We start from the raw sequence: 22,865 nt of genomic DNA, 5'->3' as shown, positions 1-22,865 counted from the left end.
TGAGCGCCAAAACACTTTTACCTTTTTACTTTTATCTTGTTTCTTGTTCTTCTCTGATATTTTTGTAGTTAATCAAAATATTTTTTAACCCTTTCTTAAAAGTTTTATGAGTAAAACAACAGCAACAACTAGGGGGAATCAGAGAATTAATTTCTCTTCAGCAAAAGGAAAAATCATCACTCCTGACTTCCTGGACATCCAGATCGAGTCCTTCAGAGAGTTTTTCCAGCTTGATACCCTTCCGGAAGACAGAACAGACGAAGGTTTGTACAAGACTTTCCAGGAAAATTTCCCGATCACCGATTCCAGAAACCAGTTCGTATTGGAATTTTTGGATTACCTGGTAGATTCTCCACGTTATTCAATTGATGAGTGTGTGGAAAGAGGATTAACGTATTCCGTACCTCTTAAAGCAAGACTTAAATTGTATTGTACAGACCCTGAACATGAGGATTTCCAGACTGTGGTTCAGGATGTATATTTAGGCCCGGTTCCGTACATGACGCCTAGTGGATCTTTCATCATCAATGGTGCAGAGAGAGTTATCGTTACGCAGTTACACCGTTCACCCGGCGTATTCTTCGGACAGACTTATCACGCTAACGGAACCAAACTTTACTATTCAAGAATTATCCCTTTCAAAGGATCTTGGATGGAATTTACAACCGATATCAACAGCGTAATGTACGCGTATATCGACCGTAAGAAAAAATTACCATTAACAACTTTATTAAGAGCGATCGGTTACGAATCTGATAAGGATATCCTTCAGATCTTCGACCTTGCTGAAGAAGTGAAAGTTTCTAAAGCTGCCCTTAAAAAAGTAGAAGGAAGAACATTGGCTGCGAGAGTACTGAACACTTGGTTCGAAGATTTCGTAGACGAAGATACAGGAGAAGTAGTTTCTATTGAAAGAAACGAAATCATCCTGGATAGAGAAACTATTCTTGAAAAAGAACATTTGGATCTTATTCTTGATGCAGGGGTGAAATCAATCCTGATTCACAAAGAAAACAGCAATGAGTTCTCTATCATCCAGAATACATTACAGAAAGACCCTACCAACTCCGAAAAAGAAGCGGTAGAGTACATCTACCGTCAGTTAAGAAACGCAGATCCGCCAGATGAGGAAACTGCAAGAGGAATCATTGAAAAATTATTCTTCTCCGAGCAGAGATACTCTTTAGGGGAAGTAGGACGTTACAGACTGAACAAAAAATTAGGTCTGAACATCCCAACAACAACTGAAGTTCTTACAAAAGAAGATATCATTGCGATCGTAAGACACTTGATCGAGCTTGTAAACTCTAAAGCTGAGGTTGATGATATCGACCACTTATCAAACAGAAGAATCAAGACTGTTGGTGAGCAATTGGCAGGACAGTTCGGTGTAGGTCTTTCAAGAATTGCAAGAACAATCAAGGAAAGAATGAACGTTAGAGATAACGAAATCTTTACTCCACTTGACCTTGTAAATGCTAAGACATTAACGTCTGTAATCAACTCATTCTTTGGTACCAACCAGCTTTCTCAGTTCATGGACCAAACCAACCCGCTATCAGAAATCACGCACAAGCGTAGACTTTCTGCCCTGGGACCTGGTGGTTTATCAAGAGAAAGAGCAGGTTTCGAGGTTCGTGACGTTCACCATACCCACTACGGAAGAATCTGTCCGATTGAAACTCCGGAAGGACCAAACATCGGTTTGATTTCATCTTTAGGAATCTATGCTAAAATCAACAGACTAGGTTTCATCGAAACTCCGTACAGAAAAGTAGAAGATGGTAAAATTGAACTTAACGCTGATCCTATCTACTTAAATGCTGAAGACGAAGAAGATAAGGTAATTGCTCAGGCCAACGTTGAATTGAGCGATAACGGAGACTTCTTAACAGACAGAATTATCGCAAGACTGGACGGTGACTACCCGGTAGTAGAGCCTCAGCAGGTTGACCTTATCGACGTTGCACCAAACCAGATCTCCGGTATTTCAGCTTCATTGATTCCGTTCCTTGAACATGATGATGCGAACCGTGCCCTGATGGGATCCAACATGATGCGTCAGGCCGTTCCGTTGTTGAAGCCACAGGCTCCAATTGTAGGTACAGGTCTGGAACAGCAGGTTGCGAAAGATTCAAGAATCCTGATCAATGCGGAAGGTACAGGTACGGTAGAATATGTAGATGCTGATAAGATCACTATTAAATATGAAAGAAGCGATGACGAAGATTTAGTACAATTCGAGTCTGCTACTAAAACATATAACCTGACTAAGTTCAGAAAAACCAACCAGAGTACAACCATTACCCTGAGACCAAACGTAAGAGTAGGTGATGTAGTGGAAAAAGGACAGGTTCTTTGTGACGGTTACGCCACTGAAAACGGAGAATTGGCTCTTGGTAGAAACCTGGTGGTTGCCTTCATGCCTTGGAAAGGATACAACTTTGAGGATGCAATCGTAATCAACGAAAAAGTAGTTCGTGAAGACTGGTTTACTTCCATCCACGTAGATGAATACTCTCTTGAAGTTCGTGATACCAAATTAGGTATGGAAGAACTTACAGCAGATATTCCGAACGTTTCTGAAGAAGCTACCAAAGATCTTGACGAGAACGGTATGATCAGAATCGGTGCAGAAGTGAAGCCTGGAGACATTATGATTGGTAAAATCACTCCAAAAGGTGAATCTGACCCGACTCCTGAAGAAAAACTTCTTAGAGCAATCTTCGGTGATAAAGCAGGTGATGTAAAAGACGCATCATTAAAAGCAGACTCTTCATTAAGAGGGGTAGTTATCAACAAGAAACTGTTCTCAAGAAACATTAAAGACAAAAAGAAAAGAACTGAAGAAAAACTTAAACTTGAAGAAATTGAAAACACTTACAAGGCTAAGTTTGACGAGTTGAGAAACACTTTAATTGAAAAATTAAATACGCTGGTAAGCGGTAAAACTTCTCAGGGAGTGAAAAACGACCTTGATGAGGAAATTATCGGTAAAGGAGTGAAGTTTACTCACAAGCTGTTAACTTCAGTGGAAGACTATGTAAACGTTAGCGGTTCAGACTGGACAGTTGATGCTGATAAAAATGAACTGATCAAGCAGTTGATTCACAACTACAAAATCAAATATAACGACATCCAGGGAGTTAAAAACCGTGAGAAATTCGCTATTTCAATCGGGGACGAACTACCGGCAGGTATCATGAAGCTGGCTAAAGTTTACATCGCTAAGAAACGTAAACTGAATGTAGGGGATAAAATGGCAGGACGTCACGGTAACAAAGGTATCGTTTCAAGAATCGTTCGTGAAGAAGATATGCCGTTCCTTGAAGACGGAACACCGGTAGATATCGTATTGAATCCACTTGGGGTACCTTCACGTATGAACATCGGTCAGATCTATGAAACAGTTCTTGGATGGGCTGGTCAGAAATTAGGACTGAAATTCGCTACACCAATCTTTGACGGAGCGAGCCTTGATCAGATTACTGAATACACAGATAAGGCAGGTCTTCCTAAATTCGGTCACACTCACCTTTACGATGGAGGTACCGGAGAAAGATTTACTCAGGCAGCTACCGTAGGTATCATCTACATGCTGAAACTGGGGCACATGGTTGACGATAAGATGCACGCACGTTCTATTGGACCTTACTCATTAATCACTCAGCAGCCGTTAGGAGGTAAAGCCCAGTTCGGTGGACAGAGATTCGGAGAGATGGAGGTTTGGGCTCTTGAAGCATTCGGAGCATCCAACATCCTTAGAGAGATCCTTACCGTGAAATCGGATGACGTGATTGGTAGAGCGAAAACTTACGAAGCGATTGCAAAAGGTGAATCTATGCCTGAACCAGGTATTCCGGAATCATTCAACGTATTGCTTCACGAGTTACAGGGTCTTGGATTAGACGTAAGACTTGAGGAATAAATTCCATTTGAAATTAATTTATTTGAAATTTGAAATTCTGTACGCAGATTTCAAACAAAAATTCAGAATAAAATTTTTAGAGATTCATCAATCTCAAATTTCAAATGTCAAATCTCAAATTTAAAAAAGATGTCAAATAAAAATAAATCAAGTAGATTTAATAAAATAACCATCGGTTTAGCTTCACCGGAATCCATTCTTCAGGAATCCAGAGGAGAAGTTCTGAAACCGGAAACTATTAACTACAGAACGCACAAACCTGAAAGAGACGGGTTATTCTGTGAAAAGATCTTCGGTCCTGTAAAGGATTACGAATGTGCCTGTGGTAAATACAAAAGAATCCGTTACAAAGGGATCGTTTGTGACCGTTGTGGAGTAGAAGTTACAGAGAAAAAAGTACGAAGAGAGAGAATCGGGCACATCAACCTTGTAGTTCCAATCGCTCACATCTGGTATTTCCGTTCATTACCGAACAAAATCGGTTACCTTTTGGGAATCCCTTCCAAGAAACTGGATATGATCATTTACTACGAAAGATACGTAGTAATTCAGCAGGGTATTGCTAAAAAATTAGACGGTTCAGACTTCGAAAGCATGGAGTTCCTGACAGAAGAAGAGTACCTGGATATCATGGAAACCCTTCCTGTGGAAAACCAGTATCTTGACGATTCCGATCCAAACAAATTCATCGCCAGAATGGGTGCTGAAGCTGTGGAAGATCTGTTAAAGAGAATCGATCTTGATGCATTGTCTTTCGATTTAAGACACAAAGCACACAACGAAGGTTCCAAGCAGAGAAGAACTGAGGCTTTAAAAAGACTGAACGTTGTAGAAGCATTGAGAGGTGCCAATACAAGAATGATCAACAAGCCTGAGTGGATGATCATGCGTGTACTTCCTGTGATCCCGCCGGAACTGAGACCATTGGTTCCATTGGATGGAGGACGTTTCGCAACTTCTGACTTAAATGACCTTTACAGAAGAGTTATTATCAGAAACAACCGTCTGAAAAGACTGTTGGAGATCAAAGCTCCTGAAGTGATCTTGAGAAACGAGAAGCGTATGCTTCAGGAATCGGTAGATTCATTATTCGATAACACAAGAAAATCATCAGCTGTAAAATCTGAATCCAACAGACCGCTGAAATCACTTTCAGATTCATTGAAAGGTAAGCAGGGGCGTTTCCGTCAGAACTTATTAGGAAAAAGGGTTGACTACTCTGCACGTTCGGTAATTGTTGTAGGTCCGAACTTACAGCTTCACGAGTGTGGGATCCCTAAAGATATGGCAGCTGAACTTTACAAACCGTTCATCATCAGAAAACTGATTGAAAGAGGAATTGTAAAAACGGTAAAATCTGCAAAGAGAATTATCGACAGAAAAGAGCCCGTAGTATATGATATCCTTGAAAACGTGATGAAAGGTCACCCGGTACTATTGAACAGGGCACCTACGCTTCACAGACTGGGTATTCAGGCTTTCCAGCCTAAAATGATCGAAGGTAAGGCAATCCAGCTGCACCCATTGGTAACAACGGCATTCAACGCCGACTTCGATGGTGACCAGATGGCGGTACACTTACCGTTAGGACCGGAAGCGATCCTTGAAGCTCAGCTATTGATGCTGGGATCTCAGAACATCCTGAACCCTGCCAACGGTTCCCCGATTACCGTACCTTCTCAGGACATGGTTCTTGGTCTTTATTTCATGACCAAAGAACTGAGCTCTACGGAAGATATGAAAGTAAAAGGTGAAGGTCTTGCATTCTACTCTCCGGAAGAAGCGGAAATCGCTTATGCTGAAGGAAGAGTATCACTGAATGCTAAGGTAAGATGCAGACTTCCTGTGAAAGAAGACGGACAGCTGGTAACAAGACTGATCGAAACTTCAGTAGGTAGAATCTTATTCAACCAGATCGTACCTAAGCAGGTAGGATATATCAATGAACTTCTTACCAAGAAATCATTGAGAAATGTTATCGGTAAGATCCTTGCTGATACAGACTTCCCTACAACAGTGAAGTTCCTGGATGCTATGAAAGACTTAGGGTATTCAAACGCATTCAAAGGAGGTCTTTCTTTCTCATTAGGAGACATCGTGGTTCCTGTTGAGAAAAAGCAGATGATTGCTGACTCTATCGGAACAGTAGATGAGATTAGAGCTAACTATAACATGGGTCTGATTACAGATACAGAACGTTATAACCAGGTAATTGATGTTTGGACTACAACAAACGCAAACCTTACTGAAATGATCATGGGCAGAATGAAAACTGACCAGGGTGGTTTCAACTCTGTATACATGATGCTTGACTCCGGAGCGAGGGGTTCCAAGGAGCAGATCCGTCAGTTATCAGGGATGAGAGGTTTGATGGCGAAACCGCAAAAAGCTGGTTCTACCGGCGCGGAGATCATCGAAAACCCGATCCTTGCCAACTTTAAAGAAGGTCTTTCCATCCTTGAGTACTTTATCTCTACCCACGGTGCCCGTAAAGGTCTTGCGGATACTGCTCTTAAAACGGCCGATGCCGGTTACTTAACGAGAAGACTGGTAGACGTTGCACAGGACGTTATCGTTACAGAAGACGACTGTGGAACTTTAAGAGGTACAGAAGTTACTGCACTTAAGAAAAATGACGAGATCGTTGAAAGAATCTCCGAAAGAATCTTAGGTAGAGTTTCTCTACATAATATCTACGATCCTGAAAGTGATGAATTAATCGCTGAAGCTGATCAGGTAATCACTGAACAATTGGCGAAGAGAATTGAAGAAGCAGGATTGGAAGCCGTTGAAGTTCGTTCACCATTAACCTGTGAAGCCAAGAAAGGGATCTGTGCTAAGTGTTACGGTAGAAACCTTGCAACAGGTAAAATGATCCATATGGGTGAAGCGGTAGGTGTAATTGCAGCACAGTCCATTGGAGAGCCGGGAACTCAGCTTACGTTGAGAACCTTCCACCAGGGGGGTACTGCATCAAACGTATCAGAAAACCCATCTATCGTTGCAAGAAGAGACGGTATCGTTGAAATGGACGAAGTAAGAACAATTACTACGGAAGATGAAAACGGTAATACATCTGAAGTAGTAGTTTCCCGTTCAACGGAATTCAGATTAGTTGCTGATAACGAGTCCAGAACTCCGTTAATGGTCGCTAACGTACCTTACGGTTCAGTATTGGCTGTGAAACCGGGCGATAAAGTAACAAAAGGTACCGTAATCTGTACATGGGATGCTTATAACGCGGTAATCATCGCTGAAACTGCCGGTAAAGTAGAATACGAAGATATTATCCAGGGGGTTTCATTCCAGCTGGAAATTGACGAAGCAACAGGTTTCGAAGAAAAAGTAATCTCCGAATCCAGAAACAAGAAAGCCGTACCTACATTAAAAGTAGTAGATTCCAAAGGAGTTGAGCAGAAAGGGTATAACTTACCGGTAGGAGCCCACTTAATGGTTAACGACGGTGAAAAGATCAAGGCTGGTAAAGTCTTAATCAAGATCCCGAGAAAATCTGCGAAAGCAGGGGATATTACCGGAGGTCTTCCGAGAGTTACCGAATTATTCGAAGCGAGAAACCCTTCAAACCCGGCGGTGGTTACTGAAATCGACGGGGTAGTTTCTTACGGAAAAATCAAGAGAGGTAACCGTGAACTTATTGTAGAGGCTAAAACAGGAGAAAGAAAGATTTACCTGGTAAAACTTTCCAACCAGATCCTTGTTCAGGAGAATGACTTCGTAAGAGCTGGTTCGCCACTTTCTGACGGTTCTATCACTCCGGATGATATCCTGAGAATCAAAGGCCCAACAGCGGTTCAGGAATATCTGGTAAATGAAATTCAGGAAGTTTACCGTCTTCAGGGGGTAAAAATCGACGATAAGCACTTCGAAATCATCGTAAGACAGATGATGACAAAAGTATCTATCGTAGACGGAGGTGATACTCAGTTCCTTGAAGGTGCTCTTGAGCATAAATACGACTTCCTTGAGGAAAACAACAGAGTATTCGGTCTTAAAGTAGTAGTAGATGCCGGTGATTCTAAAGAATTCAGACCAGGTCAGATGATTACTGCAAGAGAATTAAGAGACGAAAACTCTAAGCTGAGACGTGAAGACCAGGCATTGGTAGAAGTAAGAGAAGCACTTCCTGCCACAGCAACACCTGTACTTCAGGGTATTACAAGAGCAGCTCTTCAGACCAAGTCATTCATGTCTGCGGCATCGTTCCAGGAAACCACTAAAGTACTTAACGAAGCTGCAGTAGCCGGTAAAGTAGACGCTCTTGGTGGTCTTAAAGAAAATGTAATTGTAGGACACAGAATTCCTGCAGGTACAGGTCTTAAAGAATACCAGAATGTAATCGTAGGTTCTAAGAAAGAATTCGAAGACCTTAACTAAAATTAATGATTTGAAATTTGGGATTTGAAATTATTTTTATATTTTCACAATCTCAAATTTCGAATTTTAAAAACATAATTTATAACAATGGACAACAATCAAAATCCACAAGACGGAAACATCAACATCGAATTAAACGAAATGGTAGCTGCTGGTATCTATGCTAACTTAGCATTGGTAAACCACTCTCCATCTGAGTTCGTAGTAGATTTCATCCAATTAATGCCGGGGGTACAGCAGGCGAAAGTAAGATCAAGAGTTATTCTTGCTCCACTTCACGCTAAAAGAGTTTTAAACGCTCTTCAACAGAACATCGCTAACTATGAGCAGCAGTTCGGAGAAATCAAAGAAGTTGAGCCTTTCGTATTAGGAGGAAACAACGTACAAGCTTAAGATTTTTCTTACAATACATAAGAATGCCCCGATGCTCATCGGGGCATTTTTTATGATGGTATTTGAACCTGAAGCCTCCCGCCGGATTAAATAAGTGTAAAGAATTCAGAAAAATATCCAACTGATTATTCAATTTTATATATTTGTTTCATGAAATGATTAGAATATATGGTAAATAATCAACTTATTATTGATAAATTCGGATTTTTGGGGGCGGATTTTTTAAAAGAAATGCACACCAATGTCGTAATAGCCGATATAAAAGCAAAAACAGAAATTGTAAGAGAAGGGCAGAAGAATAAATACGTTCCTTTCCTTATAAAAGGTTCTATAAGAGTTTTTACTTTAAATGACGGAAGAGAACTCATCTATTATTACATCAGACCCAATGACAGCTGTCTGATGACTTTTTCCTCTATTTTTACCGATTATGTAAGCCGGGTTTATGCAGTAGCAGAAGAAGATTCCGAGGTTCTGCTGATTCCTGTTTCCGTAATCCATGAATGGCTGATCAGATTTCCGGAGATCAACAGGGTATTTTATCACGAATATGATAAACGGTTCTCAGAAATTATGAATATGGTAAATGACGCTGTATTTCACAGGCTGGACAAGAGAATTCTCAATTATATCAAACAGCAGATTGCCATAACAGGCAATAATCCTATTAAAATTACCCATCGCGAAATTGCCAGCAGCTTAGGGACTTCCAGGGAAGTAGTGAGCCGTGTTTTGAAAAAAATTGAAAATGAAGGCGAAATTATGCAGACCAAAGAAGGAATAAAAATCCCTGTTAATGAAAATGTTAGACAATTCTAATTTATAATGTTTTATTGATTTTAATTTTATGATTGATAAAAACAATTCATTCGGTGACTTTTATCACCTGATTTTGAATTGATAACTCAATAAGTTTGTTATATGATAATTTAATTCAAAATTGCATATGACAAAAACTCTCTTATTTTTGTCGGTATTGTCATCTGGTTTTCTCTTTGCACAGGAAGATCTGCTGAAAGATATTGACACCCTTAAGGCCGATACAGAAATTTCTCAGCCTGCTTTCAAAGCCCTTCAGATTGTAACGGGACAATCTACAAAACTCTCTGCCAAAAATGAGTGGTACATTGTTGTAGCCCACCGTTTCGGAGATCTGAGTACCGGATTTAAAAACTTTTTCGGTCTTGATGATGCTTCAACGAAGCTGGGAGTAATCTATGGAATTACCGATGCGGTTTCGGTAAGCCTTTCCCGGGAAACGAATATGAAAACCTTTGAAGGTGCTGTGAAGTACAGACTGTTGAAACAGAATGAAGATATTCCTGTGGATATTGCAGGCTACAATGTAATGGCTTTAAATACAGATCTGGATAAAGATAATTATCCCCATCTGAGATTCAGCGACAGGCTTTCTTACCTTACCCAGGCTCTCATATCAAGGAGATTCAGTGATAAATTCTCGTTACAGCTCACTCCGTCCTATGTTCATAAAAACCTCTATGAACCTTCTGCCGAAGATAAGAACCAATTTCTGGCAGGTTTGGGAGGACGTTATAAAATTTCCGGAAGAGTTTCTCTGAATGCTGAGTATTTTGTGAATTTCGACAGCCATAGCTTCTATAAAAATCCGCTTTCCTTAGGAGTGGATATAGAAACCGGAGGACATGTCTTCCAGCTTTTGTTCACCAATTCCCAGATCAATTCAGATATAGGCTATCTCACCAATGCGGCGGGAAAGTGGGAGAAAGGTCAGATTTTCTTTGGGTTTAATCTTTACAGGGTATTTTAATATGAAAAAGATCTTATACATTTTGTCCGCTGCAGCCTTAGCAGCAGCCTGTGACAGCAGAACTTATGAAGAGATTTCCGATAATACACCCATTGCTGAACTGGTAACGTACAGCCAGGACGTAAAACCAATTGTGGATAATAACTGCATAAGCTGTCATTCAGCGGGAAGTTTTAAGCCTTTTGTGACCTACAACGATGTAAAGAGCAATATAGAAGGTATCCTCAACAGGATACAGAGACCCGGCGGCGACCCCGGAAAAATGCCGCAGGGAGGATCTTTGTCTCAGACTCAGATCAATGTTTTTATCCAATGGAAAGCCAGCGGGCTTATTGAAAATTAAAAAAGATCTACAATGAAAAAATCAATATTGATCAGTACTCTGCTGTTTTTCGCGGGTTGGGCTACGGCTCAGAAATACAGTTCCAAGACAGGAAAAGTAACATTTGAAGCATCAGTACCTCTTTTTGAAGATGTTTATGCACAGGACAACAACAATGTTTTTGTTCTGAATGCGGACAATGGTGAAATAGCTTCCGTTTCTGCGGTAAAAAACTTTCATTTTAAAACCAAATTAATGGAAGAGCATTTTAATGAAAGCTATGCCGAAACAGCAAAATATCCGAAGACCACCTTCAAAGGAAAAATTTTAAACTTTGATAAAACCAGGCTTACCTCATCTCCGCAGAAATTTACCGTGCAGGGAACTCTCAACTTCCACGGTGTAGACAGGTCGGTTACTTCTACCGCTTCCATATATGCTAAAGACGGTAATATTTATATGCAGGGAAGCTTTGTGGCCAGGCCCGCCGATCATAAAGTCACCATTCCGAAGATGGTAACCAAAAAGATCGCCGAAAATGTAAATGTTGAGTATAATTATATACTGCTTAAACAATGAAAAACCTGATTCTGATACTCAGTATATTTCTGGGAGCTTGGGTGGCTGCTCAGGAAAAAGCAAAATCAATATTTGATGTTGCCAGGGCCGGCACCGTTAATGAAGTAAAAGAACTGATGAAGCAAAATCCGGATATCATCAACCAAACCAATGAAAACGGATTTTCACCTCTTATTCTGGCCTGTTACAGAGGAAATACAGAGGTTGCCAAATTCCTGATCGACCATGTAAAAGATGTTAATTACAAAAGCGGGGAAGGAACAGCATTGGCCGGATTGGCTGTAAAATATAACAGAGATCTGGTAGAGAGTTTATTAAAGAAAAAAGCAGACCCTAATATCGCCGATACTACCGGTTATACTCCTCTATTCTGGGCCGTAAAATTCGGAAATAAAGAACTGATCGAAATACTGCTCAGGTATAAAGCAGATAAATCGAAAAAAGATTCAATGGGAATGACCCCTTTTGAATATGCTATGCAAACCAATAACCCGGAAATTATCAACCTCTTAAAAAATTAATTATGAAAAAAGTTTTACTTACACTTAGTTTAGCCCTTGCCGGTTTAGCCGGGGCTCAGTTTACGACCGGAACCGTCAGTTTATCTACCGGTATGACGGTAAGGCTTGATACGTCGCCCACACAGGTTACATTAAAGCTTACAGGACCTGATACTGCTTATCTGGGAGTAGGATTCGGTGGGACCGGATCCAGCGGAGGAATGGGAACCGGCGTAGATGGTTTTATTTATAATTCCAACTCTACGGCCAATACCAATCTGGATTATACCTTTGCCGGCATAGGAAATACGCCCAATGCAGACACAGCACAGGACTGGACGATGACTTCCAACACGGTTTCAGGCGGAACGCGAACCATCGTGGCTACCCGGTCACTGGCCGGTGGAGCAGGAGACACTGCGTTTGCCAATAATACCAGTTCAATCAATATCTTCTTTGCAAAAGGCCCCGGCACAACACTGGAATCAAATTATCATGGTTTTGGTACGGCTAACAGAGGATATGCGGTTCTGACAAGAGCTGTACTGGGAACAGATGAGGTTGTGGCGGAAAGCAAAAAAATAATGCTTTATCCAAATCCGGCCAAAGAGACGGTCAGCTTTAAAAATGCTGATAAAATACAGTCTGTGAACATCTATGAATCAACAGGAAGAAAAATAAGATCGGTGAAAATAGAAGGTAAAAACATAAATATCAATGATTTAAAATCAGGAACCTATTATTTTGAAATTACTTTAAAAGATGGAAGCCTGTCATATGAAAAACTTATCAGGGAATAACTGAAAGTTACAGATGGAAAATCCCTTTACAGTGTACTGTGAAGGGATTTTTATTAGTGCCGGGATATTAAATTATTCGTTTCAATGTAGGTCGGACGCTTCAGAGAACTGATGTACCCGTTGTCAAAAAGAAAATCCGGAAGCAAGGGGAAGTTAAAAACGGAATATTTGTAACTTTGAAAGGGCCGGTTCCTTAGTAGTGTAAGGAAGATCCTGACCGAGAGTGGTCGTCGGGAAATGATAATTAAAAAAAATAAGATCTATGGAGTTTAAAACTTTAATCCATGTTGAATTAGATGAGCTTTTAGCAGTATTTAATCTTTCTTTTTCAGACTATATTGTTCCTTTTCATCTGACGAAGGAAGTGCTTGCATCTAAAATTGCTGCTGAAAAATTAGATTTAAGTATTTCAGTGGGAGCTTTTGAAGAGGGAAAACTGGTTGGTTTTATTCTTCAGTCCGAAAAGTTGGAGAATGGGCGGAAAATTATTTATAACGGCGGGACAGGTGTAGTCCCGGAAAGCAGAGGGAAAGGATTGGTAAGAAAAATGTATGATTTTATTATTCCTGCTCTGAAAGAAAGGAAAGCCAATGTTTTATTGCTGGAAGTAATCGAAGGAAATACTGCTGCGATCAGGGCTTATGAAAGATTAGGCTTTACAGTTGTCCGAAAATTGAACTGTTTTAAAGGAAATATCAGTTCAGGAGTAGAGAATCCTGATATTACAATAAAGAAGATGAAGGATTTTGAATGGAAAAGTCTCCGTTCTTTCTGGGATATTGAACCTTCATGGCAGGGATCTGTTTTTGTACTGGATCCTATGCCGGATACCTATCAGGCTTTGGGAGCATATTGTAATGAAAATCTGGCCGGTTATATCATTTACAATCCCGGTGCAGGAAGGGTACTTCAGGCGGCAGTGCGCAAAGAATATAGAAAACAGGGAGTAGGGGTGACGCTTTTTAGAGCCATTGCCGACGGGCAGCCCATCGCAGTCAATAATGTGGATGATGTTTCTGAAGAGATATATACATTCCTTGATAAAAAAATAGGACTTAACAACTGGTTATCACAGTTTGAAATGATACGCAGTATTTGATCTGTTTTCATTTTAAATTTAAATTAATTCCGGAAGCGTTTTAATATACTTTTAATCTCTTAAACTTTTCAGGAAGCAGCAGAGAATGTAACTTTGCCGGAAATTCTAAAATAATGAAGCGAGGAATCCAGATTGTATTGCTGTTTTTTTCTTTGACAGTTTTTTCACAACAAGCGAGTACAGATACAGCACAGGTTGTTATTCCTGGCCGTTCCAACAGTATGGAAACCCAGGGGAAACCTTATGTAATTATGATTTCAACAGATGGGTTCCGTTACGATTATGCTAAAAAATATAATGCGGAAAATCTTTTGAAACTTTCTTCAGACGGAGTACAGGCTAAAGCGATGATTCCCGCTTATCCCAGTATTACTTTTCCCAATCACTGGAGTCTGATCACCGGATTATATCCCTCTCATCATGGGCTGATCGATAATTTTTTCTACGACTATAAAAGAAAAGAAGCCTACGCGATGAGCAATAAAAAGAATGCGGAAGACGGAAGCTGGTATGGAGGAACTCCGCTATGGGCACTGGCTGAAAAGCAGGGAATGGTTTCCGCCTCGCTGATGTGGGTAGGCTCTGCCAGTGATGCCGGAGGAATGAGACCCTCTTATTATTACCCTTATCATGAAAAATTTACTCCCTCTGAAAAAGTGAGTAAAGTGGTCAACTGGCTGAAGCTGCCGGAAGAAAAAAGACCTCACTTTATCTCATTATACTTCCCGGAGGTGGACGGAAGCGGCCATCATTACGGGCCGGATTCTCCGGAAACGGAAAATGCAGTTCATTTAATTGATCAGGCAATAGGAGAGCTGGTTCAGAAAATAAATGAATTGGGTTTGAAAAATGTGAATTTTATTTTTGTTTCAGATCATGGAATGATCAAAGTAGACGGAGGAACTCCATTGGAAATTCCGGCTCTGCTTTTTGATAAAAACAGATTCGATTTTTATAACTCACAGACTCTGCTAAGAGTTTATGTGAAGAATCCTTCTGAGGTAAAAACAGTTTATAAAGAGTTAAAATCCCATAAAACAGATGACTATGAGGTGTATCTGGATAAAAAGCTACCCCGGTATCTGCACTTTGCCACCAGAGACGACAGGTATAGCAGAATCGGGCAGATTCTTCTCATTCCGAAAGCTCCGAAAATATTTCTGGAAAAAGGAAAGAAAACCTCAGTCGGAAAACATGGTTATAACCCGGGAATAACGCCGGAGATGAAGGCCACATTTTATGCCTGGGGACCTGAATTTAAAAGTAATAAGATGATCGGTGAATTTGAAAATGTGAATGTTTATCCTTTAGTTGCTGAGGTTTTAGGATTAAAAACCGATCAGCCTGTTGATGGAAAATTAAAAGTTTTAAAAGAGATACTGATTAATAAGAAGTAGAGACAAGGCTGGTAAAAAACTGTCCTGGTTCCGGCGCACCTTTGGTGCGCCGGAACCGGGACAAACTCTTACCGTTAATTGAAATTAATTTAAAATTTACCGGCAAATTCCCTGGCAAAATCTTCCAGTTTAATACTTCCTGTAACCGGTGAGCCATGATCAATAAAATCTTTCTGAACGGCCCCTGTTCTCATTCCTCTTCCCATTTCCGTATACAGTTCTGCCATATCCTGTGGTAGACCCGCCTGCTGCATTCCGCTGAAAGCGTCTTCATCAGAAAATTCCACCCACGGCAGTTCCGGTTTTTCTACCGATGCTCCTAAAACTTTGGCAAAATCAGAAGCTTTGCGGCTGTCTCCTACAATATACCTGATATTTTTTCCAGTCTCATTTTTTACAAGCTCTTCAGCCGCAGCTTTGGCGATGTCTTCGGGATGAACCAAAGGAATATTTACCCCTGCCGGATAATTTCCGCCAATGATGCCTGCATTTTTAATTAAAGGGATATCATTGAAAAAATTGGTGTAAAAATATCCTGCTCTTAAAAAGGTGAAAGAGGTGTTTTCTATGTCGCTGTACAGTTTTTCAATATGATGAAGCCCTTTGATCGGGCCGTTTTCTACGGGAGACTCTGCTCCCACGCTGCTGAGCATAACGGCTCTTTTTACTCCGGCTTTTTTCAGAGCTTCGGCATAATTTTTTCCGGCATTAATGGTGTTTTCAACAATGTTTACGGCACTTATGGCAGGCGGAGTCATTAAAAAAACAGAATCAGCACCTGCAAACGTCTCAGCCAGAAAATCAGGATCTTCTATTGATCCGATTGCCGGAACTGCACCAAGAGTTTCAATCTCTGTCTTTCTGCTTTCGCTGCTGCTGATTACCGTAATATCATGTCCTTCCGACACTAACTGTTGTGCCAAAGGTTTGCCTGTATTTCCCAATGATCCTGTGATAACAATTTTCATATGTAAATTTTTTATTGTTTTTAATGTCATATATAATCGCTGAATATGGGCCGCTCTTGATGAATCGACCGGATGCCTGCGATTTCATAACAAATATTTTTTTATTTCCGGTGACAAAGTTATATTTGTACTTACTTTTTTACAAGTACTTACCCTAAAGTATGTATTGTTATGACAGCCATTAAAGAAAACTCAACCATTCAGGAAAACAGAAAAGTATTGCAGGACTGCCCTGTAATGTACGTCATGGAAAGAATCGGAGGATTCTGGAAACCGATTATCCTTTTCAATCTCTCCACCGGGGAGAAAAGATACAGTGAACTGAAAAAAGCAATCCCGGCCGTCACAGAAAAAATGCTGATTCAGCATCTTAAACAACTGGAAGCAGACGGACTGATCATCAGGACCGCAAGGCCGGTAGTTCCGCCTCATGTAACCTATAAATTAAGTGATGCAGGAAATGGCCTGGGAACCGTTATTGATGCTATGGCAGAATGGGCATTTCAGGATATGCAGGGGAAATACAAAAAATAAATTGATAGCTTTAGATCAAAAGTACCCTATTCAATACAAATACCATTCATCATTATTGAATTTAAAAATCTGAATAGAGACTAAAATACATAAGCGAGCCTTATTCAATAGAAATAGGGTGAAGCCCATTTAAAAAAAATACATTCCAACAAAAACCGGAATATTCCAACAGTCTCGGACAAAAACCAAAAATAAAAGACCCTTCCGGTTGTGAAAGGGTCTTTTATAATACTAATAACAGATTCTATAAAGACTTCATATCAATAACAAAACGGTATTTCACGTCACTCTTCAGCATTCTTTCATAAGCATGATTGATATCCTGCATTTTGATCAGTTCAATTTCTGAAACAATATTGTGCTTTCCGCAGAAATCCAGTAATTCCTGAGTTTCAGCAATGCCGCCGATCAGTGATCCTGCTACGGAACGGCGCTGGAAGATCATGGGTCTGGTACTTACCGCTTCATTTTCAAATTCCCCGACAAAACCTACCAGTACTATGGTTCCGTTCAGTCTGAGCGTCTGCATATAAGGATTGATATCATGCTCATAAGGAACAGTGTCAATAATCAGGTCGAATTTCCCTTTTACAGCATCCATCTGAGTATCATCTGTTGAAATAACAACATGATCAGCACCGAGCTGTCTGGCATCTTCAGTTTTTCCCGGTGTTCTTGAAAATAAGGTTACTTCAGCACCCAGTCCTTTTGCTAGTTTGATAGCCATATGTCCTAATCCTCCAAGTCCTACAACAGCTACTTTAGAACCCGGGCCTGCATTCCAGTGTCTTAGAGGCGACCAGGTAGTAATTCCTGCACACAGAAGCGGAGCTACGGCAGCCAGGTCCAGATTTTCAGGAACACTTAATACAAAATGTTCATCAACCACCACTTTCTGCGAATATCCACCAAAAGTATGACCTCCCAGGTGTTGGTCTTTACCGTTATAAGTGCCTGTAAATCCGTTCAGGCAGTACTGTTCCAGATCGTGCTGACAGCTGTCACAGTGTCCGCAGGAATCCACCATACAGCCCACAGCAGCAAGGTCTCCGACTTTAAATTTAGAAACTCCGCTTCCAACCTGGGTAATCCTTCCTACAATTTCATGCCCCGGAACCACCGGATACAGAGATCCTCCCCAGTCGTTTCTGGCCGTGTGAAGGTCAGAGTGACATACCCCGCAATATAGAATTTCAATTTCTACATCTTTGGCGGTAACTTCCCTTCTTTCAATATTCATTTCTTTCAGATCTGCCGTTTTAGATTCGGCACCGTAAGCTTTTACTGTAATTGTACTCATTGTATATTTTGCTTAAATTAATTAATAACGATTTATAAATGCGGGTATTCCTCATCGCTTACAGGTTCCAGCCATTCCACAATGCCGTTCCGGGTATTGGGATTAACAGCGATGTGGGTAAATTCACCTTCCGGACCTGCGCCATGCCAGTGTATAACTTCCGGAAGAATATTTACCGTGTCGCCCGGGCAGAGAATCTGTACAGGTTTACCTTTTTCCCGGTAAAAACCGGTTCCTGAAGTTACAATTAAAATCTGTCCGCCGCCATGAGAGTGCCGGTTATTTCTGCAGCCGGGCTCAAAAGTGACATGAGCAATCTGGCAGTTCAGTTCATCCGCGTTAGGCTTTAAAATATGTATCCATGCTGTACCGCCGGAAAAATAATAAGCGGAAGCCTTTTCTCCTTTCGGAAAAATAGAGGTATTGAGTATTTCCATCACTATGCAAAAATCGAAACTTTTAGAAAAACAGAACTTATACAGATTACCGGATTACTTACCAATTTTACAGTCTGCATGACAGGATATGCAGGAAAGTAGTAATTTTGAATCAGATTAAAACATATGCTATGGACAATCAGGCCGTTGAAAAGATCAGCAGTATTTCAGAATATAATAAAATGACCAATCATGAAACGCTTCACCCGCTGGTAAGCGTGGTTGATTTTTCAAAATCGGATCCTATATGCCAGTACAGGAGAACCTATTCCTTTTATACCGTTTTTCTGAAAGATGTGATCTGCGGTGACATGCATTATGGCAAGCACAGTTATGATTACCAGGAAGGAACACTGGTCTTTATTGCTCCGGGGCAGGTGAGTGGGGTTACCAATGACGGGAGATCTGTTCAGCCGGGAGGTTATGCCCTGCTTTTTCATCCGGATCTGATCAAGGGAACTAACCTGGGGAAAAATATCAACGACTATACTTTCTTTTCCTACGATGTACATGAAGCACTTCACCTTTCCGAAAAAGAAAGAGAAATTGTTCTCGAATGTTTTAAAAATATTAAACTGGAGCTGGAACAGTCTATTGATAAACACAGCAAATCACTGATTGTTAATAATATTGAATTATTCCTGAACTACTGTATGCGTTTCTACGATCGGCAGTTTATTACCAGAGATCATATCAATCAGGGGGTAATCGGGAAATTTGAAAAACTTGTTGACGATTACTTTAAATCTGATAATCCTAAAACAATAGGTTTTCCGATGGTGCATTATTTTGCAGATCAGCTTCATCTTTCGGCCAATTATTTCGGGGACCTGATTAAAAAAGAATTAGGCATTTCCGCACAGGAATTTATTCATAACAAACTCATCGAAACAGCCAAAGAACAGATCTTGGATCCTTCAAAATCAATCAGTGAGATCTCCTACGATCTGGGATTTAAATATCCGCAGCATTTTACAAGATTATTCAAAACCAAAGTAGGGGTTTCCCCAAGTGAGTATAAAAATCTGAACTGATTGGGATTAAAAGATCTAAAAATCTATACCGGTTTTTAATGCTATAAAAGAATAATAAGATATCAATGCGATAAGTACTGATGCCTCTCCTCATTTCCTTCTTTCAGATCCGGCTTCATAAAAGCAATATAAAAAAACAGGTTAAATTTTTTATTCTCAAAAAACAGGATTATCTTTAATAGTAAAAGTTTTGAACATTTAAAATGAGATCACAGCAGAAAGAAATCCATGTTTTCAATACCGGATTCGGGAAAGTTACAGCATTGAAGGAAGATGGGGTGATTAGGGCGAAAAGCATTCGTTATGCCCGTTCAGAAAGATTCGGGAAACCTGTTCCTGAACAGCCTGTTCCGGAAATAGCACTCCCCGTTAAAACTCCTGTCTGCCCTCAGAAGATCAGCCCGCTGGTAGAAAAGATGATCGGGCCGACCCGGATTGATGATTTTAATCCTGATGAATCTACACAGTATCTTTCGGTGATCCGTCCGGAACACTTTTCAGAAAATGAGAATCTTCCGGTTATCGTCTGGATTCATGGCGGCTCGCACGAGATCGGCTGCGGAGACCTTACCACTGCCGATGCCGCAGAATGGGTGAAAGAGCAGAATATTATTGTGGTGAATGTTTCTTACAGGCTCGGACTTTTCGGCTTTTTAGGAGGTGACAGATCAAGACCTCCCAATCTTGGGCTTTTTGATATGATAGAAGCTTTAAAATGGATTAAAAAATACATTTCCGGTTTTGGAGGCAATGCTGAAAATATTACCCTTCTGGGACAGTCTTCAGGAGGTGATGCCATTGCCCACCTGATGATCTCTGAAGGAGTGGAACATCTGTTTCAGAGAGTTATTATCCAGAGTGCACCTTTAGGTCTGCGTCATAAAAGACAGAAAATGTCTGCTGAATTTCTGAAAAAAACAGAAGGGCTGAAGGATGAAACTGATATTTTCAAAATGATGGATGAGTACGGAAAATATGTACCGTCTGTAATGAAATACGGTCTGAAGGCAGCCATGCCTTTCGGAACACAGTATGGCTTTCCTCCTTTATGTCATGAAATTGAAGCCGAAGAAAAGTGGAAAGAAAGCGCACGGAAATATGATGTTCTGATTGGCCTGAATAATGATGAAACGGCCTTTTATCTTAAAACTTCCGAAGCTTTAAACAAATATTTCGGGAAAGGTTTTGGGCTGAAAGTTATGGATAAGACAGTCAGAAAGACAACCGAATTTATTTATGGCAAGCCCGCTGAAGATTTTGCTGAAGATCTTGCCGGAGCCGGAGGAAATGTTTACCTGTTCAGGATTCATTCAAAACTGCGGAATAATTTGATAGGGGCGGCCCATTGTGTTGATCTTCCTCTTATTTTTGGAAATGAGGAGGCCTGGAAGCCTGCGGAACTGCTGAAGAATGTTTCCTGGGAATATATTCATGAAAACGGTAAAAAACTCCGTGCACTCTGGGCAGAATTTGCCGGAACGGGGCATATCTCCGCAGAATCTGAAAGACCTGAAATTCTGAGTCTCCGTAAACTTACCCGCTGAGAATGGTTCCCTGTGATATTGGTAGACCAAATAATGCAGTTGATTGTATTTATTCAACAATGAGTGATTTTTTTGTATATTTAATCAATCAAACATAAAACAGATCATTATGAAAACCAAAACTCTTTTACAGGTAAGAAAAATCAGCAGGGAAGAACTGAAGAACGTGAAAGCAGGAGACCGTTGGGGCAACAGGGTATGCTGCACCTACAACGAAGAAAATTTCTGCTGCGAGTGGGCCGGCGACTTTATGAACTGCCGGGGCATTCAATGTTAAAAACAATAAAATACAGTGTTTAAAAAAAATCGGCTAAGCATACCTGATCTCTGCCTTTTGATCAGGTATGCTTTTTATATAGCCTGTTTTGTCTTATTCCGGAACCCAGACACTTACATTCCCGGCAGGAACAGGAAAGTTTCCCCACCCGTTTTCATCAATAACCACCTTATCTTTAAATCTCTTCAGCAGATCTTTATATTTTTTTCCGGCATGGATTTTTCCTATTTCCATAGGTTTGCTGTAAGCATCTTTATTGCTCAGAACCACTGCACATCCTGAATGTTCTTCATCTCCTTCCCGTACCCATCCAAGACAGTTGGCATCTTCAAAATAATCCCGCTGTTCACCGTAAGCATGATCTTTTCTGGCTTTCAGCAGCTCTTCAATTCCGTCTGTTTTAGGTAAAAATATTTCCTGATCATTGCCGTCTCTGTCCTTATCAATATAATGGGCGCCATACAGATCCGGATAAAAAATACAGGGATATCCGTCCTTACGGAGTAAAATAAGAGCGTAGGCAATAGGTTTGAACCATGCTTCTACCGGAGCTTCAAGATCCTGTAATGGCTGGGTGTCATGATTGTCAACAAGGCTTACCGAGTGCATCGGATCAGCCTCTGTGAGGGAGCCCTCAAAAATTCTCCGGAGATCATAAGAGCCTCCTTCTTTTGATGCATTGTGAAAATTATTCTGAAGGGAGCTGTCAAAAAGACTCATACAGCCTTCCGTTACTTCGATGTACTTCTGGAGAAGATGAAGATGGCCCGGAGCCCAGTATTCGCCCACGGCAAAAATATTTTTTCCGGAATTGGAGCGGAGCATGGTAAGCCACTCTTTATAAAAATCAAAAGAAATATGTTTTAAGGCATCCAGCCTTACCCCGTCAAAATCAGTCTCGTTAAAATACCATTCTGCCCATTTATTCAGTTCTTCGCGTACAAAGGGATTGCGGTGCTCAATATCGTTGTACATCAGGTAGTCGTAATTCCCTTTTTCATCATCAATCATTTCTTCCCAGTCATTTCCGTACTCAGACTGTATTTTGAAAATGTGGGAATCCATGCCTTCCGCATAATCCACACCGCTGAAACAGGTAAAGTTCCACTCAAAATCGGAATATTTTTTACCCCGGCCGGGAAACGTAAAATGAGTATAGGATTCAATGTCAATCACATCGGAAATAACTTTTTCCCTGTTGTTTTCATCTACTTTTACCGCTTTGAACTTTTCCAGTTCATCACCTCCGGCTTTATGCCCCAGTACAATATCTACAATAATTTCAATGTGATGTTTCTTTAAGGCTTTAATGGCTTTGATATAATCTTTTTTCGTTCCATATCGGGTAGAAACGGTTCCCTTCTGGTCGAATTCCCCAAGATCGTAAAGATCATAAGCATCATATCCGATAGAATAACCTCCGTTGGCCCCTTTATAAGCGGGAGGAAACCATACAGACGTGATTCCCAGCCCGGCGAGACGGGCTGCCTGTTTTTCAGCTTCTTTCCACAGTTTACCGCTTCCTTCAGAGTACCAGTGGAAAAACTGGATCATTGTTGGGTTCATATA

19 protein-coding genes are annotated in these 22,865 nt (G+C 40.6%); 15 read left to right on the top strand and 4 right to left on the bottom strand.

Going from position 1 to position 22,865, the window contains the following annotated elements:
- The first annotated feature begins 106 nt into the window (after positions 1 to 106).
- The 11 genes from rpoB to AC106S_RS17855 all read left to right on the top strand — a co-directional run bounded on the left by rpoB (position 107) and on the right by AC106S_RS17855 (position 15,202).
- Positions 107 to 3,928 carry a DNA-directed RNA polymerase subunit beta gene (rpoB, locus tag AC106S_RS17905; protein WP_482441058.1) on the top strand — a complete coding sequence of 1,274 codons (3,822 nt, stop codon included), beginning with the start codon at positions 107 to 109 and terminating at the stop codon, positions 3,926 to 3,928.
- Between the two features lie 129 nt (positions 3,929 to 4,057).
- Positions 4,058 to 8,323, top strand: a complete 4,266-nt coding sequence (rpoC, locus tag AC106S_RS17900) for a DNA-directed RNA polymerase subunit beta' (RefSeq protein ID WP_482441057.1) — start codon at positions 4,058 to 4,060, stop codon at positions 8,321 to 8,323.
- An 87-nt stretch (positions 8,324 to 8,410) separates the two neighbouring features.
- Positions 8,411 to 8,716 carry a DUF3467 domain-containing protein gene (locus AC106S_RS17895; protein ID WP_002976436.1) on the top strand — a complete coding sequence of 102 codons (306 nt, stop codon included), beginning with the start codon at positions 8,411 to 8,413 and terminating at the stop codon, positions 8,714 to 8,716.
- Between the two features lie 168 nt (positions 8,717 to 8,884).
- Positions 8,885 to 9,535 (top strand): Crp/Fnr family transcriptional regulator, encoded by a 651-nt coding sequence (locus AC106S_RS17890; RefSeq protein ID WP_482441056.1) that lies wholly within the window; start codon positions 8,885 to 8,887, stop codon positions 9,533 to 9,535.
- Positions 9,536 to 9,662: 127 nt separating this feature from the next.
- Positions 9,663 to 10,505, top strand: coding sequence for a DUF5777 family beta-barrel protein (locus AC106S_RS17885; protein ID WP_482441055.1), 843 nt, complete (start codon positions 9,663 to 9,665; stop codon positions 10,503 to 10,505).
- Between the two features lies 1 nt (position 10,506).
- Positions 10,507 to 10,848 (top strand): c-type cytochrome, encoded by a 342-nt coding sequence (locus AC106S_RS17880; RefSeq protein ID WP_482441054.1) that lies wholly within the window; start codon positions 10,507 to 10,509, stop codon positions 10,846 to 10,848.
- A gap of 12 nt (positions 10,849 to 10,860) precedes the next feature.
- Complete coding sequence (locus AC106S_RS17875) at positions 10,861 to 11,406, top strand: YceI family protein (protein ID WP_482441053.1); 546 nt, start codon at positions 10,861 to 10,863, stop codon at positions 11,404 to 11,406.
- Positions 11,403 to 11,927 carry an ankyrin repeat domain-containing protein gene (locus AC106S_RS17870; protein ID WP_482441052.1) on the top strand — a complete coding sequence of 175 codons (525 nt, stop codon included), beginning with the start codon at positions 11,403 to 11,405 and terminating at the stop codon, positions 11,925 to 11,927. The genes AC106S_RS17875 and AC106S_RS17870 overlap by 4 nt, the downstream gene beginning before the upstream one ends.
- A gap of 2 nt (positions 11,928 to 11,929) precedes the next feature.
- The gene (locus AC106S_RS17865; protein WP_482441051.1) at positions 11,930 to 12,706 is read left to right on the top strand and encodes a T9SS type A sorting domain-containing protein; all 777 of its coding nucleotides are present in this window, start codon (positions 11,930 to 11,932) and stop codon (positions 12,704 to 12,706) included.
- A gap of 262 nt (positions 12,707 to 12,968) precedes the next feature.
- Entirely contained in the window at positions 12,969 to 13,805 is an 837-nt protein-coding gene (locus AC106S_RS17860) for a GNAT family N-acetyltransferase (RefSeq protein ID WP_482441050.1), read from the top strand.
- A gap of 113 nt (positions 13,806 to 13,918) precedes the next feature.
- Positions 13,919 to 15,202: an alkaline phosphatase family protein gene (locus tag AC106S_RS17855; RefSeq protein ID WP_482441049.1), complete on the top strand. Its 1,284-nt coding sequence runs from the start codon at positions 13,919 to 13,921 to the stop codon at positions 15,200 to 15,202.
- 89 nt (positions 15,203 to 15,291) lie between these two features.
- Here the strand turns inward: AC106S_RS17855 and AC106S_RS17850 are convergent, their stop codons facing one another.
- The gene (locus tag AC106S_RS17850; protein WP_482441048.1) at positions 15,292 to 16,170 is read right to left on the bottom strand and encodes an NAD(P)H-binding protein; all 879 of its coding nucleotides are present in this window, start codon (positions 16,168 to 16,170) and stop codon (positions 15,292 to 15,294) included.
- A 171-nt stretch (positions 16,171 to 16,341) separates the two neighbouring features.
- Between AC106S_RS17850 and AC106S_RS17845 the strand changes: the two genes are divergently transcribed.
- Complete coding sequence (locus AC106S_RS17845; protein WP_482441047.1) at positions 16,342 to 16,704, top strand: winged helix-turn-helix transcriptional regulator; 363 nt, start codon at positions 16,342 to 16,344, stop codon at positions 16,702 to 16,704.
- A 244-nt stretch (positions 16,705 to 16,948) separates the two neighbouring features.
- Here the strand turns inward: AC106S_RS17845 and AC106S_RS17840 are convergent, their stop codons facing one another.
- Entirely contained in the window at positions 16,949 to 18,004 is a 1,056-nt protein-coding gene (locus AC106S_RS17840; protein WP_482441046.1) for an NAD(P)-dependent alcohol dehydrogenase, read from the bottom strand.
- Between the two features lie 32 nt (positions 18,005 to 18,036).
- A complete protein-coding gene (locus AC106S_RS17835) occupies positions 18,037 to 18,441 on the bottom strand; it encodes a cupin domain-containing protein (protein ID WP_482441045.1) in 405 nt (134 codons plus the stop codon).
- A 131-nt stretch (positions 18,442 to 18,572) separates the two neighbouring features.
- On the opposite strand from AC106S_RS17835, the gene AC106S_RS17830 reads away from it, so the two are divergent.
- From AC106S_RS17830 to AC106S_RS17820, 3 genes are all read left to right on the top strand, one after another.
- Entirely contained in the window at positions 18,573 to 19,475 is a 903-nt protein-coding gene (locus tag AC106S_RS17830; RefSeq protein ID WP_482441044.1) for a helix-turn-helix domain-containing protein, read from the top strand.
- A gap of 203 nt (positions 19,476 to 19,678) precedes the next feature.
- On the top strand, positions 19,679 to 21,019 hold the full coding sequence (locus AC106S_RS17825) for a carboxylesterase family protein (protein WP_482441043.1): 1,341 nt from the start codon (positions 19,679 to 19,681) through the stop codon (positions 21,017 to 21,019).
- A gap of 109 nt (positions 21,020 to 21,128) precedes the next feature.
- Positions 21,129 to 21,296: a hypothetical protein gene (locus tag AC106S_RS17820; RefSeq protein WP_482441042.1), complete on the top strand. Its 168-nt coding sequence runs from the start codon at positions 21,129 to 21,131 to the stop codon at positions 21,294 to 21,296.
- A 93-nt stretch (positions 21,297 to 21,389) separates the two neighbouring features.
- On the opposite strand, the gene AC106S_RS17815 is transcribed toward AC106S_RS17820, so the two are convergent.
- Positions 21,390 to 22,862 carry an alpha-amylase gene (locus AC106S_RS17815; RefSeq protein WP_482441041.1) on the bottom strand — a complete coding sequence of 491 codons (1,473 nt, stop codon included), beginning with the start codon at positions 22,860 to 22,862 and terminating at the stop codon, positions 21,390 to 21,392.
- Positions 22,863 to 22,865: the final 3 nt, after the last annotated feature.

Source organism: Chryseobacterium sp. FR054 (assembly GCF_056844565.1).
This window is presented reverse-complemented; position numbering and strand designations above follow the sequence as displayed.

Bases quoted from the DNA above. Each gene is read 5' to 3' on its own strand.
- AC106S_RS17875 (WP_482441053.1), top strand. From the start codon at position 10,861: ATGAAAAAATCAATATTGATCAGTACTCTGCTGTTTTTCGCGGGTTGG.
- rpoB (WP_482441058.1), top strand. From the start codon at position 107: ATGAGTAAAACAACAGCAACAACTAGGGGGAATCAGAGAATTAATTTC.
- AC106S_RS17845 (WP_482441047.1), top strand. From the start codon at position 16,342: ATGACAGCCATTAAAGAAAACTCAACCATTCAGGAAAACAGAAAAGTA.
- AC106S_RS17825 (WP_482441043.1), top strand. From the start codon at position 19,679: ATGAGATCACAGCAGAAAGAAATCCATGTTTTCAATACCGGATTCGGG.
- AC106S_RS17820 (WP_482441042.1), top strand. From the start codon at position 21,129: ATGAAAACCAAAACTCTTTTACAGGTAAGAAAAATCAGCAGGGAAGAA.
- AC106S_RS17835 (WP_482441045.1), bottom strand. From the start codon at position 18,441: ATGGAAATACTCAATACCTCTATTTTTCCGAAAGGAGAAAAGGCTTCC.
- AC106S_RS17860 (WP_482441050.1), top strand. From the start codon at position 12,969: ATGGAGTTTAAAACTTTAATCCATGTTGAATTAGATGAGCTTTTAGCA.
- AC106S_RS17880 (WP_482441054.1), top strand. From the start codon at position 10,507: ATGAAAAAGATCTTATACATTTTGTCCGCTGCAGCCTTAGCAGCAGCC.
- AC106S_RS17830 (WP_482441044.1), top strand. From the start codon at position 18,573: ATGGACAATCAGGCCGTTGAAAAGATCAGCAGTATTTCAGAATATAAT.
- AC106S_RS17870 (WP_482441052.1), top strand. From the start codon at position 11,403: ATGAAAAACCTGATTCTGATACTCAGTATATTTCTGGGAGCTTGGGTG.
- rpoC (WP_482441057.1), top strand. From the start codon at position 4,058: ATGTCAAATAAAAATAAATCAAGTAGATTTAATAAAATAACCATCGGT.
- AC106S_RS17850 (WP_482441048.1), bottom strand. From the start codon at position 16,170: ATGAAAATTGTTATCACAGGATCATTGGGAAATACAGGCAAACCTTTG.
- AC106S_RS17865 (WP_482441051.1), top strand. From the start codon at position 11,930: ATGAAAAAAGTTTTACTTACACTTAGTTTAGCCCTTGCCGGTTTAGCC.
- AC106S_RS17840 (WP_482441046.1), bottom strand. From the start codon at position 18,004: ATGAGTACAATTACAGTAAAAGCTTACGGTGCCGAATCTAAAACGGCA.
- AC106S_RS17855 (WP_482441049.1), top strand. From the start codon at position 13,919: ATGAAGCGAGGAATCCAGATTGTATTGCTGTTTTTTTCTTTGACAGTT.
- AC106S_RS17815 (WP_482441041.1), bottom strand. From the start codon at position 22,862: ATGAACCCAACAATGATCCAGTTTTTCCACTGGTACTCTGAAGGAAGC.
- AC106S_RS17885 (WP_482441055.1), top strand. From the start codon at position 9,663: ATGACAAAAACTCTCTTATTTTTGTCGGTATTGTCATCTGGTTTTCTC.
- AC106S_RS17895 (WP_002976436.1), top strand. From the start codon at position 8,411: ATGGACAACAATCAAAATCCACAAGACGGAAACATCAACATCGAATTA.
- AC106S_RS17890 (WP_482441056.1), top strand. From the start codon at position 8,885: ATGGTAAATAATCAACTTATTATTGATAAATTCGGATTTTTGGGGGCG.